The sequence below is a fragment of the Bacillus sp. NEAU-CP5 genome (assembly GCF_026420705.1).
GTDB classification, from domain to species: Bacteria; Bacillota; Bacilli; order Bacillales; family Bacillaceae; genus Bacillus; species Bacillus velezensis.
Genome location: NZ_JAPMOV010000004.1, coordinates 269,697 through 283,539, shown reverse-complemented (window position 1 = coordinate 283,539; position 13,843 = coordinate 269,697). Strand labels below are relative to the sequence as shown.

The 13,843-nt window shown below is 47.2% G+C and carries 15 protein-coding genes and 1 other annotated feature; of the genes, 9 read left to right on the top strand and 6 right to left on the bottom strand.

Features of this window, described 5'->3' with window-relative positions; genetic code table 11:
- Positions 1-34: 34 nt before the first annotated feature.
- Genes thiE through cidR form a run of 3 tightly spaced genes read right to left on the bottom strand, consistent with a single transcriptional unit; the run spans position 35 to position 2,435 of the window.
- Entirely contained in the window at positions 35-709 is a 675-nt protein-coding gene (thiE, locus tag OTK50_RS14140; RefSeq protein ID WP_239033902.1) for a thiamine phosphate synthase, read from the bottom strand.
- Positions 706-1,524 (bottom strand): hydroxyethylthiazole kinase, encoded by an 819-nt coding sequence (thiM, locus tag OTK50_RS14135; RefSeq protein WP_239033901.1) that lies wholly within the window; start codon positions 1,522-1,524, stop codon positions 706-708. The genes thiE and thiM overlap by 4 nt, the downstream gene beginning before the upstream one ends.
- A 2-nt stretch (positions 1,525-1,526) precedes the next feature.
- Positions 1,527-2,435 (bottom strand): cidABC operon transcriptional activator CidR, encoded by a 909-nt coding sequence (gene cidR, locus OTK50_RS14130; protein WP_044802418.1) that lies wholly within the window; start codon positions 2,433-2,435, stop codon positions 1,527-1,529.
- Positions 2,436-2,541: 106 nt separating this feature from the next.
- Between cidR and OTK50_RS14125 the strand changes: the two genes are divergently transcribed.
- The 5 genes from OTK50_RS14125 to OTK50_RS14105 all read left to right on the top strand — a co-directional run bounded on the left by OTK50_RS14125 (position 2,542) and on the right by OTK50_RS14105 (position 5,719).
- Positions 2,542-2,928 (top strand): CidA/LrgA family holin-like protein, encoded by a 387-nt coding sequence (locus OTK50_RS14125; RefSeq protein WP_007407725.1) that lies wholly within the window; start codon positions 2,542-2,544, stop codon positions 2,926-2,928.
- A complete protein-coding gene (locus OTK50_RS14120) occupies positions 2,910-3,590 on the top strand; it encodes a CidB/LrgB family autolysis modulator (protein WP_007407726.1) in 681 nt (226 codons plus the stop codon). The genes OTK50_RS14125 and OTK50_RS14120 overlap by 19 nt, the downstream gene beginning before the upstream one ends.
- A 129-nt stretch (positions 3,591-3,719) precedes the next feature.
- Positions 3,720-3,914: a YwbE family protein gene (locus tag OTK50_RS14115; protein WP_003150901.1), complete on the top strand. Its 195-nt coding sequence runs from the start codon at positions 3,720-3,722 to the stop codon at positions 3,912-3,914.
- A 154-nt stretch (positions 3,915-4,068) separates the two neighbouring features.
- On the top strand, positions 4,069-4,830 hold the full coding sequence (locus OTK50_RS14110) for a MerR family transcriptional regulator (RefSeq protein WP_038460933.1): 762 nt from the start codon (positions 4,069-4,071) through the stop codon (positions 4,828-4,830).
- A 46-nt stretch (positions 4,831-4,876) separates the two neighbouring features.
- Complete coding sequence (locus OTK50_RS14105; RefSeq protein ID WP_266121920.1) at positions 4,877-5,719, top strand: DUF2268 domain-containing protein; 843 nt, start codon at positions 4,877-4,879, stop codon at positions 5,717-5,719.
- Positions 5,720-5,800: 81 nt separating this feature from the next.
- Here the strand turns inward: OTK50_RS14105 and OTK50_RS14100 are convergent, their stop codons facing one another.
- Positions 5,801-6,988 (bottom strand): class I SAM-dependent rRNA methyltransferase, encoded by a 1,188-nt coding sequence (locus OTK50_RS14100; protein WP_017418634.1) that lies wholly within the window; start codon positions 6,986-6,988, stop codon positions 5,801-5,803.
- Positions 6,989-7,082: 94 nt separating this feature from the next.
- Here OTK50_RS14100 and OTK50_RS14095 point away from each other — a divergent pair, with 94 nt between their 5' ends.
- Complete coding sequence (locus OTK50_RS14095; RefSeq protein ID WP_032875731.1) at positions 7,083-7,466, top strand: VOC family protein; 384 nt, start codon at positions 7,083-7,085, stop codon at positions 7,464-7,466.
- A gap of 30 nt (positions 7,467-7,496) precedes the next feature.
- On the opposite strand, the gene celB is transcribed toward OTK50_RS14095, so the two are convergent.
- Positions 7,497-8,831: a PTS cellobiose transporter subunit IIC gene (celB, locus tag OTK50_RS14090; protein ID WP_007407728.1), complete on the bottom strand. Its 1,335-nt coding sequence runs from the start codon at positions 8,829-8,831 to the stop codon at positions 7,497-7,499.
- A 161-nt stretch (positions 8,832-8,992) separates the two neighbouring features.
- On the opposite strand from celB, the gene OTK50_RS14085 reads away from it, so the two are divergent.
- Positions 8,993-10,738: a S8 family peptidase gene (locus tag OTK50_RS14085; protein ID WP_088461851.1), complete on the top strand. Its 1,746-nt coding sequence runs from the start codon at positions 8,993-8,995 to the stop codon at positions 10,736-10,738.
- Positions 10,739-10,795: 57 nt separating this feature from the next.
- Here OTK50_RS14085 and OTK50_RS14080 read toward each other — a convergent pair whose 3' ends face one another.
- A complete protein-coding gene (locus tag OTK50_RS14080) occupies positions 10,796-11,656 on the bottom strand; it encodes a glycosyltransferase family 8 protein (RefSeq protein WP_029325753.1) in 861 nt (286 codons plus the stop codon).
- Between the two features lie 178 nt (positions 11,657-11,834).
- On the opposite strand from OTK50_RS14080, the gene OTK50_RS14075 reads away from it, so the two are divergent.
- Together OTK50_RS14075 and tyrS are read left to right on the top strand one after the other, a co-directional pair.
- A complete protein-coding gene (locus OTK50_RS14075) occupies positions 11,835-12,332 on the top strand; it encodes a MarR family winged helix-turn-helix transcriptional regulator (protein WP_038460323.1) in 498 nt (165 codons plus the stop codon).
- Positions 12,329-12,540, top strand: a binding site (T-box leader). Its footprint overlaps the gene before it by 4 nt.
- A 45-nt stretch (positions 12,541-12,585) precedes the next feature.
- Entirely contained in the window at positions 12,586-13,830 is a 1,245-nt protein-coding gene (gene tyrS / locus OTK50_RS14070; protein WP_266121908.1) for a tyrosine--tRNA ligase, read from the top strand.
- Positions 13,831-13,843 lie beyond the last annotated feature (13 nt).

Genomic DNA, 13,843 nt, shown 5'->3' with positions numbered 1-13,843 from the left:
ACTGCCTTTTTGCGCACAAAGAAAAAGGGCCGCCCTATCGGGACAGCCCTGCTTTGAAGTGCCGAATTTCCTCTGAAAACTTGCGCGCCGCCGCTTTTGGATCTTCAGCTTGGCTGATGGCGCTGATCATGCTGACGCCGTCTGCACCCGCTTCAATGACGGGCGCCGCGTTGTCAGCCGTAATGCCGCCGATTCCTACAATCGGAATGCTGATGCCCTGACGCCGCACCTCTTCAATCAATGTAACGCCCTGCACAGCTTCAGCATCTTTTTTTGTTTCGGTCGGATAGACCGGGCCCATTCCGACGTAATCGGCTCCGGCTTCTTCCGCCCGCTTCACCTCGGAGACGTTATGTGCTGACACACCGAGAATCATATCGCCGATTGCCGCTCTCGTTTCTTCGGCGTCTGCGTCATCCTGTCCGATATGCACTCCGTCCGCCTGAAGGCGCAAGGCCAATTCGACATCATCATTAATGATGAAAGGAATCCCGGCCTGCCTGCAGACATCCTGCACCTGCTTCGCGAACAGGACACGTTCATCCCCTGTTAAAGAACCGCTCCCCTTTTCCCGAAATTGAAAAAGCGTAGCGCCGCCCTCAATGGCTTTTTTCACCACAGAAACGGGGTCTGCGCTTGTATTGTTTGATCCCATAATAAAATAAACCGATAACATATCCTTCATCATTTCCCGAGAAATACGCGTCATTTTTCTGTCACCCTTTCAATTGCAGCAAGCTCGGCCGCTTCTTGTTCTGAGATGCTTGCCAGCTTGTTTAAAAGCTCAATCTGGAAGCTGCCCGGCCCCTTATGGACGGTGTCCAAAGCGGCAAGCTGAGCGGCGCTTCCGTATACAGAAACGGCTGAAACGGCCGCTTGCAGAACGTCCTGCTCCGCTGCGCAGAAGGCTCCGATTACAGACGTCAGCAGGCATCCCGCCCCCGTCACCTTCGTCAGCAGTTTATCACCGTTATGTACGGCGTATGTGTCGGCGCCGTCGGAGATGACGTCGGTTTTTCCGGTAATCGCAATGACCGTCTTCAGCCCGCTTGCAGCCATCTTAGCGAGCTGAACCACATCTCCTCCGGCTTCCCCCGCATCCACGCCTTTTATCTTCCAATCAGGGGCGCCGGCAATATTGGCGATTTCCGCGGCATTTCCGCGAATGACGGACAAGCGGACCGCCTGTATGATCTTGCGGGCTGATGCCGTCCGAAACGGCGTGGCGCCGGCGCCTACCGGATCAAAAATGACCGGAACACCGTTTTCATTGGCCGATTTTCCGGCTGCGATCATAGCTTCAACCGACGCCGAACTGAGGGTGCCTATATTCAGGACGAGCGCTCCTGCGATTTTCGCCATGTCGGCGGCCTCCTCAATTGCATAAGCCATAACGGGCGATGCGCCGAGCGCGAGCAGTCCGTTAGCGGTGAAGTTCGTGACGACATTATTGGTGATACTGTGAACGAGCGGGTTTTGATCCCGCACTTTACTCAAGTGTTGAGCTGCGGTTTGTGCGTCCATGCTTAATCATCCTTTTTTCTCTTTTTCGGATTCCATAAATACGATTTCGTATGCTCCAGCCAGGCTCTGGCGGCAAAGGACATATAGCGGTCTTTCCGCCAAATGATGGCTAAATGCCACGGAATAACCGGATGAACGAGCGGAATGGTTCTGACTTTGTCAGGATCAAGACCGCGGCAGATTCTTTCCGGCAGCAGGCCGATACCGAGATTGGCGGATACCATTTCGCTGATAAAGTCCCACTGTGACGTTTCATAAATGACGTGCGGCCTGAATCCGGCTTTCACGCATTCCGTCATAATTCGATTATGAAGGACAAAATCCTCCCTGAAAAATATGAACGGCTCTTCTTTCAATTCGTGAAGACTGCATTCCTTCTCGTCCGCGAGCCGATGTGACGGATGGACGACGAGCATAAGGGTTTCCTTGACGATTGTGAACGTATGAAAAATCTCTTTATTCGCGGGAAGCACGACGACCCCGATATCAAGCGAGCCGTCCTCCACTCCTTGCTGCACTTTAATAGAGCCGTCCTCAACAAGCTGAAACGTCACATCGGGATATGTGACGCGGAAGTCACCGAGCACTCTCGGAAAAAAGCCGGACCCGATCATCGGCGGAAGACCGATGCGGACGTGCCCTTTCTTCACTTCCATAATATCGTTCAGCTCTGACGTCAGGTTTTGGAATGACTTTGTGATTTCCTGCGCCTGCACATACATGCTCTGCCCGGCGTCAGTCAGTTCAACTTGCCGGCCATTGCGGTAAAACAGCTTAATGCCGAGCTCCGTCTCCAGGTTTTTAATCATCTTTGAGATTGTCGGCTGTGAAACATACAGCGACTGTGAAGCCTTCGTAAAGCTTTTCAAACGGGCCACTTCCAAAAAATACGTTAAGTGCCGGATATCCATTACATTTCATCCTTTCTATAGACAAAAGGAATACACATTATTCTTTATATGTATTTTACCTATAGCAAAACCTTCTGTACAATATAAATATAAGGGAGGCATCATTATGAAAAAATTGCTGCTTACCGTTATTCAAATCGCTCTGCTGTTTATATTTGCGCGTCTGATCAATTGGGTCACGGCGGCTCTTCATATAAATATTCCCGGCAGTATAATCGGGATTGTGATTCTTTTCACATTATTGCATTTCAAGATTATCAAACTTGAATGGATTGAGCTTGGCGCAGCATGGCTCCTCGGTGAGCTGCTGCTGTTTTTCATCCCGTCTGCCGTCGGAGTGATTGAATACGGAGATATTATGTCTAAATTCGGCGTAAGCATTTTACTTGTCGTCGTCATCAGCACATTTGTCGTGATGGTTTCAACAGGTACGCTTACACAGCTGATAGCAAAAAGAAAGGAGAAAAAACAAACGTGTTCATCGGAATCATAAGTTTATTCTTAACTGTCTTAGTATATTTGGGCGCGAAAAAACTCTACACTCGTTTTCCGCGGGTGTATACGTCGCCGCTTCTGATTACGCCCGCTGTTTTGGTCGTACTGCTGCTTCTTGTCAATGTCCCGTATCAGACATACAATCTCGGCGGCGGACTGCTGACCGATATGCTTCAGCCGGCAACAGTGGCGTTCGCTATCCCGCTTTATAAATATTTCCCGATTTTAAAGAAATACGCCGTGGAAATTATTTTGAACGTTGCGGTCGGTTCATGTATCGCCATTCTGTCAACGGCCTTTATCGCGAAATGGTTCCATCTCGGCAGCAGCTTAGTCGACAGTCTCGTGCCGCGATCCGTGACGACGCCGATTGCCATGAACGTTTCAGAAATGATCGGCGGGATGCCGGCCGTTACAGCGGTTTTCGTCATTTTAACGGCTTTATTGGGAACGATCATCGGGCCGATGGTCATCCGCTATTTCCGCATTGATAACGAAATTGCCCGGGGCGTGCTGCTCGGAACCAGCGCGCACGGAGCGGGAACATCTAAAGCATTTGAGCTCAGCTCCGTATCAGGAACGATCTCAAGCGTGTCCATGATTCTCGCCGCGATTATGACACTGTGCGCGGCCCCGATTTTGCTTTCGTTTATGTCATAAAAGACTGCTCCTTACAGAGCGGTCTTTTTTTATTTGCTATGAAGGATTGATTCGTCTGTCCTTCATAAAAAGACGAAAACACGATATGATAAGATATGAAGTGAAAAGACTGAAGAACGGATGTGTCATATGAACGGCCAGCAGCGAAGCAGCATCAGAAAAGGACTTGAAGTCGATATCGTCCTGAAAGCCGATCAGCGTTCAGGAAAGCTGACAAGAGGAATCGTGAAGGATATTTTGACGAACTCAAGCTTCCACCCGCGCGGCATTAAGGTCCGCCTTGAAGACGGGCGAATCGGCCGGGTCCAGCACATTATTGAATAGAAAAAAGCCGGAGCTTCACGCCCGGCTTTTTTTCTTTAATTTCAGCAATGAAATCCTCATATGTTCCCCTTTATATACAAAAAATCTTTAACCAACTATTGACTCTTACGTTGCGTAATACTTTAGAGTAGCCATTAAGGAGGCGGCAAACGTGATGGGTATGAAAGTAAAAGAAGTAGCTGAACTGATTGGAGTAAGCATACGTACTCTCCATCATTACGATCAAATTGGATTATTGACTCCTCAGGAAACGACCGATTCCGGTTATCGGCTTTATTCTGAAGAAAATCTTGAACAGCTGCAGCAGATACTATTTTTCAAGGAGCTCGATTTCTCCTTAAAAGAGATTAAAGAAATCATTAATAGTCCTTCATTTAACCGAAGGGAGGCATTAATTTTACAAAAGAAAATGTTGATTGAGAAACGGAATAGAGTCGATAAAATGATTGAAACCATCGATAAATCAATCAAACATATGATGGGAGAGATTTGCATGACGAACAAAGAGCGGTTTGAGGGAATGAACTTCAATCATAATCTTTATGAACAAGAAGCTCGCAAACGGTGGGGTGATCAACCTGTCGATAAGGTAAATATTAGATTGAAAAGCATGACTGATGGTGAGCAAAAAGATTTATCTGATAAGTGGACTGCAATGTTCAATAAATTTGCACTCCTTATTAACCAATCTCCCAAGTCCCCAGACGTACAAACAGCTATCAAAGAGTGGTTTGATTTTCTCAATGAAAATTTTGGTGAATATTCTTTTGATGCCTTTTACGGATTAGGTCAACTCTATATTGAAGATAAACGCTTCACTAAGAACATCGACCGGTATGGTGAAGGGCTGGCGAAGCTCATGAGTGATGCCATTACAATTTATATAGATCATCAAAAAAAGGGTGGTACCCATTAAAATCATTATCGAGGATACAATTGGGCAATACGAAACGCTATTTTCAATGATTGAAAATAGAGAAGATTATTATCGGTATTCAATGATGAAACCTTTTGAAGATATGTGGAAAAAGATTAATGTCCCCTTAAAGGCAAAGCAACCTAACGGATATGATGTAATCATGGCTACAAATATGCTGGGCTATCTGAGCATATTTGATACAGAAACCGGAAGAAAAGCATTAGAGAATCTAAAAGAAATTCAAGCTCTTCAAATTGCATATGGCACTTTAACTCATTGTGTAGAATTTATCAAACAAAACCGCTTAAAAATAAATGCTGATGAAATAAGGTTTGGGATGTATCTGGCCAATCAAAAAAAGCTTGAATTACATAGAGGGTATTGTGGATTCGGAGGAATTCCGGGATTTATTCAAGTTTCAATATTCCCCAATTCATATAACATACCGAGACTGCCTGCTGTAATCGCACATGAATTTCATCATAATATTCGTTTTTCGTATTTCAATTGGGATTATGGGAACGTAACGGTTGGTGATTACTTAATTATAGAGGGGCTGGCAGAATCGTTTGCCAAAGAACTTTACGGAGAAGCTCTGTTAGGTCCCTGGGTTACTTCTTTTGAAAAAGAAGACTTAGAATACTCAAAAGAAATTATCAAAGACTCATTAAATGTGAAAGGGTTTGCTGAGGTCAGCAGTTACATGTTTGGTGACACCTTTGCAGCCGAACAAGGTTATCAGCCTGTCGGCTTATCACCGTTTGCAGGTTATGCGGTTGGCTACCAAGCAGTGCAATCCTTCATGAAAGCCAACAATGTGGGGATTAGTGAGGCCACTTTACTTGGCACAGATGAGATACTAAGTAATAGCGGGTTATTTCTTTAAGAATGAAGATTATTTTATCCCGTATTAAAGCGATGGAAGAGGGTTTTCTTTTCCCCTCTTTCCACGCTATAAATGATCATCCTATTTTTTCCGCAAGAAAACAACCTTCAAATAGTTCCCTTCTTTAAACGCGGGAATCGTTTTGAAATCTTCCGGAAGCGTATATTCTTCCAAAATGTCGTAACGCTCATTTGTTTCTTTAAAGGCGGTCTCTATAAAGCCTTTAAATTTCTTCATATTGAAGGCGCTGCTGTTTGTCGAAGCGACGATGATGCCGTTTTTTGCGGTGATGGCGATCGTTTCCTTCAGCAGGTTTTTATAATCTTTCGCCGCGCTGAACGTCCGTTTTTTTGTGCGGGCGAAAGAAGGCGGATCAAGGATGATGAGGTCAAACTCCAGCCCTTTTTTTGCCGCATAGCCGAAGTATTTGAAAACATCCATAACCTTAATGTCATGCGCCTCATAATCAATTCCGTTGGCGCTGAACTGTTCAATCGTTTTTGCGAGACTGCGGTTGGCGACATCGACGCTGGTCGTTTTCTCAGCTCCGCCAAGCGCCGCCGCGATGGAAAATGCCCCCGTATAAGAGAACGTATTCAGCACCCGTCTGCCGTTTGCATACTTATCCCGAATCGCTTTGCGCACATGACGCTGGTCTAAGAAAATGCCCGTCATCGCCCCGTCGTTTAAATCCACCGCGTACTGTATGCCGTTTTCTTGAACAATGACCGGAAAATCTCCTCTTTCGCCTTTGACAAAATCGTCGTCTTCCACGTATTGCCCGGCCGTATCGAATCGTTTCTTTTCATAGATCGCTTTATAAGAAAGCTCCAGTCCGTCAATCGCCTCAATCATGCTGTCCTTATAAGCGTAAATGCCTTTACTGTACCATTGAATCAGCAGATAACCGTCATAAAAGTCAATCGTGACGCCGCCGATGCCGTCGCCCTCGCCGTTGAAAAGCCGGAACGCCGTCGTATCGGGCGCCTTAAACAGATGGGCTCTCGCTTCAGCCGCTTTTTTCAGCTTGTCCAGAAAGAAACGTCCGTCGATCCGTTCATCTCTCGCGCGGGACAGCACCCAGCCGACTCCTTTATTCTGCAAGCCGTAATAGCCTTTTCCGATAAACTCACCCTTCTCGGATGTCACATCAAAAAGATCGCCCTCTGTTAAATGAGCCGAGCTTCCGGACAGAGCGTCTTTTTCAATCAGGGGGAATCCTTTTTTCAGCTTTCCGGCAAATGTATCTTTCACTGTAAGTAGCTTCATTGTGCATTCCTCTTTCGTTTTGCTTTCTCTTATCGTACCATAAAACATGATCAACACCGCATTGTCCCGAAAAATTCAAAACAGGGGGAAAACCATGACAGCCAAAAGAATCGACCATACAGGCATTATGGTCAAAGATATTGAAACATCCATCGCCTTTTATCAAGACGTTCTCGGTATGCAGTTAAAGGATCGTATCACTCATACGAACGGCATTATTGAACTTGCCTTTCTCGGCTTTCAAGAAGGGCCGGAGACAGAAATTGAGCTGATTCAGGGCTACAGCAGCGAGCTTCCCGCAGAAGGAAAAGTCCATCATATCGCTTTATTAACTGAAGATATCGCGGCGGAGTTCACGCATGCGAAGCGTCAGGGCGCCGTATTTATCGATGAAGAAATCACAACGCTTCCGAACGGGTACCGCTACTTTTACATTGAAGGACCTGACGGCGAATGGATCGAATTTTTCCAACGTTAAAAAAAAACGGGCGAAAGCGCCCGTTTTTTTTTATGTTTCTTCAGTGACGTTTTGTTCCGCCGCCCGTTCCTCTCTCCATTTTTGAAGATCCCAAATTCGGAAAAACGGATAATAGATGATAAATGTAATCAGGAGATTGATCAGCTGCATGACCGAACCGGAGATTTTCCCGCCCGTCGCCAAATAACCGGAAATCAGCGGCGGCATCGTCCACGGCACGGCGATTCCCGCCGGTTTTGCCACCATCCCCGTGCTCATCCCGATGTACGTCGCTGTAATGGTCAAGAGCGGCGCAATGATAAAGGGCACGATTAACAGCGGATTCATGACGAGCGGCATCCCGAAAATAATCGGTTCGTTAATGTTAAAAATCGCGGGCCCGATGCCGAGACGGCCGAGCTGTTTCATCTGTTTGCTTCTGGAGCGCACAAGCATGGTCAGCACAAGGGCAAGCGTCGCTCCGCTTCCGCCGACATTAATCCATATTTGAAAGAACTGTGTCGTAAAAATGCTCGGCAGCGCTTCTCCCGCCTGAAAAGCCAAACGGTTGGCATCCATCGCCCCGTACCAGATCGGCGACATGACGCCGCCGATAATGGACGCGCCGTGTATACCGCACGACCAAAGCAGCATTTGCACGAATTCGGCGATAAGACTTCCGCCAAGACTTCCGCCCAGAATAGACAGCGGGGTGCCCAGCAGATCGCCTACGACATTGTGGAGGCTTTTAAAAGGAGTTATTTCAATAAACAGACGGGCCAGCCATACAAGCGTAATAATAATGAAACCGGGGATGAGCGCAACGAACGATTTGCTGACCGCAGGCGGCACTCCGTCAGGCATCTTAATAACGATATTTCTTTGTATGATAAACCGGTACACTTCCGTAGACAGCATTGCAATGATCATCGCGACAAACAGACCTTTGCTTCCGAGCAGCGAAATCGGAATGCCGCCTCCCACCATAATCTCTGTTGCCGAGCCGTCAGGAATAAACGGAATCTGATACGGCGTCGCCAATAAAAAGGCGGCAAGGGCAATGGCTCCCGACGACAGGGCATCCACCTCATAGCTTTCCGCAAGCCGGTAAGCAATCCCAAAGGCGGCGACAAGCGCCATAATGTCAAAAGACGCATTCACGGGATACCCGAGCTTTTCAACCCAATTTTCACCGAAAAGACCAGCCATAAAATCGGCATAACCGGGAATCGGAAGACTCGTCAGAATCAGAAAAACCGATCCGATGATGATAAGCGGCATAGTCAAAATAATGCCGTCCCGCAAAGCTCTTAAGTGCCTTTGACCGGCGACTTTTCCGGCGACAGGCATGATTTTTTCTTCCATGACCCGATTGAACGTACTCATTTATCAAAAACCCCCTTTTTGAGTTTATTGCGCAGATGTCTTAAAGCATTTTCTCCATCATATTTTGGAAACGCTTACATTTGCATACAGAAATTTTCCTTATCCCTTAGGAAAAAAAGAATTCCGCACTGCCGATATATAAAGAAAAAGGGGGAATTGCAATGTATCACACCCTGAAACCGATAATGGCCGCGGCCTTGTGCGTCAGCCTGTTCTCCGCCGCGGCACCCGCGCACGCCGAGACGCACGACCGGGACGTTATCGTGGTGTACAAAAATCAAGACGGCAAGGAATCCGCTATAGACAGCGGAGCGGATGTGGAACAGACCTATCAGCATCTCCCGGCAGTCGCCGTGTCAGCCGATTCACAAACGGTGAAAGACCTGAAACAGGACCCTGACATCTTATATGTAGAAGACAATGTATCTTTTCAGGCATCAGGCGGTTCTGATATCCGCCCGTTATCAGCGGCCCAAAGCAGCAGTTACGCGCTGCCGCAATGGGATATAGAACCGACTCAGGTCAAGCAGGCGTGGAAAGAAGGCTTGACGGGAAAAAAGGTGAAAGTGGCTGTCATTGACAGCGGCATTTACCCTCATGATGACCTTTCCATTGCCGGAGGCTATTCCGCAGTCAGCTATACTTCCTCATACAAAGATGACAACGGACACGGGACACATGTCGCCGGAATCATTGCGGCCAAACATGACGGATACGGCATTGACGGCATCGCGCCGGATGTCCGGTTATATGCGGTTAAAGCATTAGACAGAAAGGGTGCAGGGGATCTTAAAAGCCTTCTTAAAGCGATCGACTGGTCGATCGCCAACAAAATGGACATCATCAATATGAGTCTCGGAACTAACGCAGACAGCAAAATTCTTCACGACGCCGTAGACAAAGCATACAAAAAAGGAATCGTGATCGTAGCCGCCGCAGGAAACGACGGCAACAAAAAACCCGTCAATTATCCGGGCGCCTACAGCAGCGTAACGGCAGTCTCAGCGTCAACTGAAAAAAACGGGCTCGCGGCTTTTTCCACGACCGGAAAACAAATTGAATTTGCCGCACCCGGCACCAATATTACGAGCACGTATCTGAATCAAATGTACGCCACGGCTGACGGCACATCTCAAGCCGCACCGCACGTCACCGGCATGTTCGCGCTGCTCAGGCAGAAATATCCCGAGGAAACAAACAAACAGCTCCGGCAGCAGATGCAGCAAAACATCAAAGATCTGGGCGCTCCCGGACGTGACAGCCGATTTGGGTACGGCCTGGTGCAATATCACGTAAAGCAAAAGAGCTTTGCCGAACGGGCCGTAATAAAAGCGGAAAAGACGAAAAAACAGGCAGATATCAATCAAGCAAAAACGGCCGTCAGCAAGCTGTCCAAGTCAAAGGGAAAAACCGCTCTCGAGTCCCGGATCAATAAAGTTCAGACGGCAAGAAATGTGACGGACGCAAGAGACAAAGTCCGGACTGCCGAAAAACAAAAGAAAAAAACCGCCGTCAATGCCGCACAAAGCGCCATTCGCAAATTACCGGCCGGTTCAGAGAAAAAAGGACTGCAAAAGCGGCTGAACGCTGTCAACTCAAGCCTTTTGAAAACAGCTGAGGCCAGCGTCAAGCAGGCGGAAAAAAAGACAGCTGAGGCCAGCACCGCAAAAGCCCAAAAAGCAGTCAGCGAAATCCAGCCGGGAAAAGAAAAAACCGCTCTGGAAAAACGGCTTGGCCGGATAAAAGATAAACTCAACCGGCAGCAGGCTAGAGACAAAGTAAAAGCGGCAGAAAAAACCAAGACGAAAAAAGCAAAATCAGCGGCGCAAACGGCAGTCAGCCGATTGAAGCCGTCTGCCGAAAAGACCGGCCTGCAAAAACGCGTGCGTGCGATTCGGGTGAAATAATAAAAAAAACGCTTATGAGCCGGATAACGGCTTCACAAGCGTTTTCATCACACCTGCCTATTGGTTCATGGCCGGGCGGTCGATCGTGTTCCATTTCGTAAAGGACATATATCGGAAATAATGATCACGATACGGGTGCGAGGTGCCTGTATTCCAAGGCTTGTCGCTGCCGCAGAAATGGACGATGGCCGGTTCGGCACGTGTTTCTCTGTAACGTATACGGTCGATCAGTTCAGGAGGCGTTTTCTCGTTCATGATAATATGCGTCTGCGCGTTCCAGCGCGGATGCAGTTCATGCCATTGATCATATAAGATCGCGTTAAGCGCGTCCTGATCATGGAACACGAGAAAATCCTCCGAGCTGTTTTCGTTGATAAAATCAATCACCTTTTCGGAAATATTTTGTTTTCTCCAAGGTTCGAAATCTATAATCATAATGCCGGAATTAAAATACTTGGCAGTGTCGCTGATATTCATTTTTTTCAGTCTTTCATGCTGTCCGGCGTCTTCTACCGCCGCAACTATTGCCGGGGAAATATCCAAATCCCATAAAACCGAAATATCTTCCATCACAATTGCATCGCAATCAATGTAAATCATCCGCTTTACGGACTCATCCTTAATTAAATCAGGGATGGAAATGCGGTAATAAGCCGCTTTTGTAATGTGGCTGCTTTCGACTGCATGCTTGTATTGATCAGCGTCTACTTCTAAAAATTCAAGCGGGGTCCCGAATGACATCGCGGTCTGTTCAAGCTTGTCCTTGTTTTCGGCAGTAATTCCGCCGTCGATCACATATAATTTGGCATTCCTTGTTTTATCCATATTCATCAATAAAGAAGCGAACATCCCACCCAAATGACGAGCATAATGATCATCGGCACATGATACGATATGCATTGTTTCATTCTTTCCCACTGATATTCATCTCCCTTTTTGTTGTACAAATGTCTTTCCCTTTTTTTTAAAAGTAAACCTCAATCTTACACATTTTTTCTGCGGGAATGTGCTGTTTGCGATTTGATATCTAATGCATTCTCTGTTAAAATTCATTTCATAGCTAATGATTCTGACAATAATAAGGAGCATGACGCCATTGACGAATCGCAACGATGCCGGATCAGACAATAAGAAGCCGAACAGGCCTTTTTCCGATCTATCCGGCCGAAACAAAGAGGCGGCCTATATTGCCGCTGCACTCTATCGGTCCGCCCAGCAGCTCCGTGTAAAAATGGAGAAAGAGGTGCTGTCGGCACACAAATTATCATGGACGGCGTTTTCCATCCTGTATGACCTTTGTGAATGGGAAACGCTTGATACAAGAAGGATAGCCGCTCTATCCGGAATTACCTCGGCGACGGCGAGCAATGTCCTGAACACTTTGGAGAAGAAGGGCTTATGCAGCAGACAAACGAACAAAAGAGACCGCAGGCTTGTATTCGTCAGTATTACCGATGAGGGCAGAAAGGTTATTGAAGATCTGTACCCCGACTTTCATCAGGGGGAAATTGAACTGACGGCCTGTCTGGATAAACAGGAACAAAAAACGCTGTCCGCCCTGCTGCAAAAAATCGCTGACAATTTCATAACGTAGCAGCTATGACGGGAATCAGTAACGGATTGTCTCCCTGTTCCAGAGAGCCGGCGGATGGTGCAAGCCGGCACAAAGACAAACGTGAATTACCTCCCTGAGCTTTCTTTGTGAACTTCAGTAGCAAAGAACGGGAAACCGTTATTCGAATGAGCGGAAGACGTCGTCTTCAATCAGGGTGGTACCGCGTGCATACAGCCACGTCCCTTTTGGGATGCGGCTTTTTTGTTTGGCTAAAAAAAGGAGGATGTAAAAGATGGAACCAATCACTTTAACGAATGATCAGGAAAAAGAAGTGCAAAGGCAGCTGGATTTGTACATGACCGGCGCCGCGGACGTCATACCGCCTGAAGAATTGAGAAATAAAATCGCCAAATCAGTGGCATCCGGCAAGCCGCTGAACATTAAACTCGGCCTTGATCCGTCCGCACCCGACGTCCACTTGGGCCATACCGTCGTGTTAAACAAACTGCGCCAATTTCAAGAAAACGGCCATATCATACAGCTTGTTATCGGGGACTTTACCGGAAAAATCGGTGATCCGACGGGGAAGTCGCAAGCCAGAAAACAGCTGACTGATGAAGAAGTCCAGCACAATGCCAAAACCTATTTTGAACAGTTTGGCAAGGTGCTGGATCAAGACAAAGTTGAACTTCACTGCAACTCAAAATGGCTGAAGACATTGAATCTGGAAGATGTGATTGAATTAGCGGGGAAAATTACTGTCGCCCGTCTGATGGAGCGCGACGACTTTGAGGAGCGCATCGCCATGCAAAAACCGATCTCACTTCACGAATTCTTTTACCCGCTGATGCAGGGTTACGATTCTGTCGTTCTCGAAAGCGATATCGAACTCGGCGGTACGGACCAGCATTTTAACGTGCTGATGGGCCGCCATTTCCAAGAACGCTACAAAAAAGAAAAGCAGGTCGTCATCCTCATGCCGCTTTTGGAGGGTCTTGACGGCGTTGAAAAAATGTCTAAATCAAAAAACAACTACATCGGCATTGACGAGCATCCGAACGACATGTACGGCAAAACGATGTCATTGCCGGACAGCCTGATGAAAACATATATTCATTTAGCGACAGACTTAGAGCCTGCGGAGAAAAAACAGATGGAGAAGGATTTGGAATCAGGAAAGCTTCACCCGAGAGATGCCAAAATGATCTTAGCGGGTACAATCGTCAGAATGTATCACGGCAGGAAAGCGGCGGATGCGGCAGAACAGCATTTCAAACGTGTCTTCCAGCAAAACAGCCTGCCTGAAGATATGAAAACCGTCATATGGGACGGAGAAAAGACCGTGCCCCTTATTGAGCTGCTCGTCACGATTGGACTCTTTTCTTCAAAAAGCGAAGCACGCCGTATGATTCAAAACGGCGGAATCAAAGTGAACGGGGAGAAAACGGATGCCCTTCATACCGTCATTACCGCAGAAGACGGCATGACGATTCAGGTGGGTAAGCGAAAATTTGTACAGCTGCGCATAAACGGATAAATAAACAGCCGGA

Excerpts from the sequence above, each read along its gene's own strand:
- OTK50_RS14105 (WP_266121920.1), top strand. The coding sequence starts at position 4,877 with ATGATTGAAAATAGAGAAGATTATTATCGGTATTCAATGATGAAACCT.
- OTK50_RS14100 (WP_017418634.1), bottom strand. The coding sequence starts at position 6,988 with ATGAAGCTACTTACAGTGAAAGATACATTTGCCGGAAAGCTGAAAAAA.
- OTK50_RS14085 (WP_088461851.1), top strand. The coding sequence starts at position 8,993 with ATGTATCACACCCTGAAACCGATAATGGCCGCGGCCTTGTGCGTCAGC.
- cidR (WP_044802418.1), bottom strand. The coding sequence starts at position 2,435 with ATGGATATCCGGCACTTAACGTATTTTTTGGAAGTGGCCCGTTTGAAA.
- celB (WP_007407728.1), bottom strand. The coding sequence starts at position 8,831 with ATGAGTACGTTCAATCGGGTCATGGAAGAAAAAATCATGCCTGTCGCC.
- OTK50_RS14125 (WP_007407725.1), top strand. The coding sequence starts at position 2,542 with ATGAAAAAATTGCTGCTTACCGTTATTCAAATCGCTCTGCTGTTTATA.
- OTK50_RS14095 (WP_032875731.1), top strand. The coding sequence starts at position 7,083 with ATGACAGCCAAAAGAATCGACCATACAGGCATTATGGTCAAAGATATT.
- OTK50_RS14115 (WP_003150901.1), top strand. The coding sequence starts at position 3,720 with ATGAACGGCCAGCAGCGAAGCAGCATCAGAAAAGGACTTGAAGTCGAT.
- OTK50_RS14110 (WP_038460933.1), top strand. The coding sequence starts at position 4,069 with ATGGGTATGAAAGTAAAAGAAGTAGCTGAACTGATTGGAGTAAGCATA.
- thiM (WP_239033901.1), bottom strand. The coding sequence starts at position 1,524 with ATGGACGCACAAACCGCAGCTCAACACTTGAGTAAAGTGCGGGATCAA.
- tyrS (WP_266121908.1), top strand. The coding sequence starts at position 12,586 with ATGGAACCAATCACTTTAACGAATGATCAGGAAAAAGAAGTGCAAAGG.
- thiE (WP_239033902.1), bottom strand. The coding sequence starts at position 709 with ATGACGCGTATTTCTCGGGAAATGATGAAGGATATGTTATCGGTTTAT.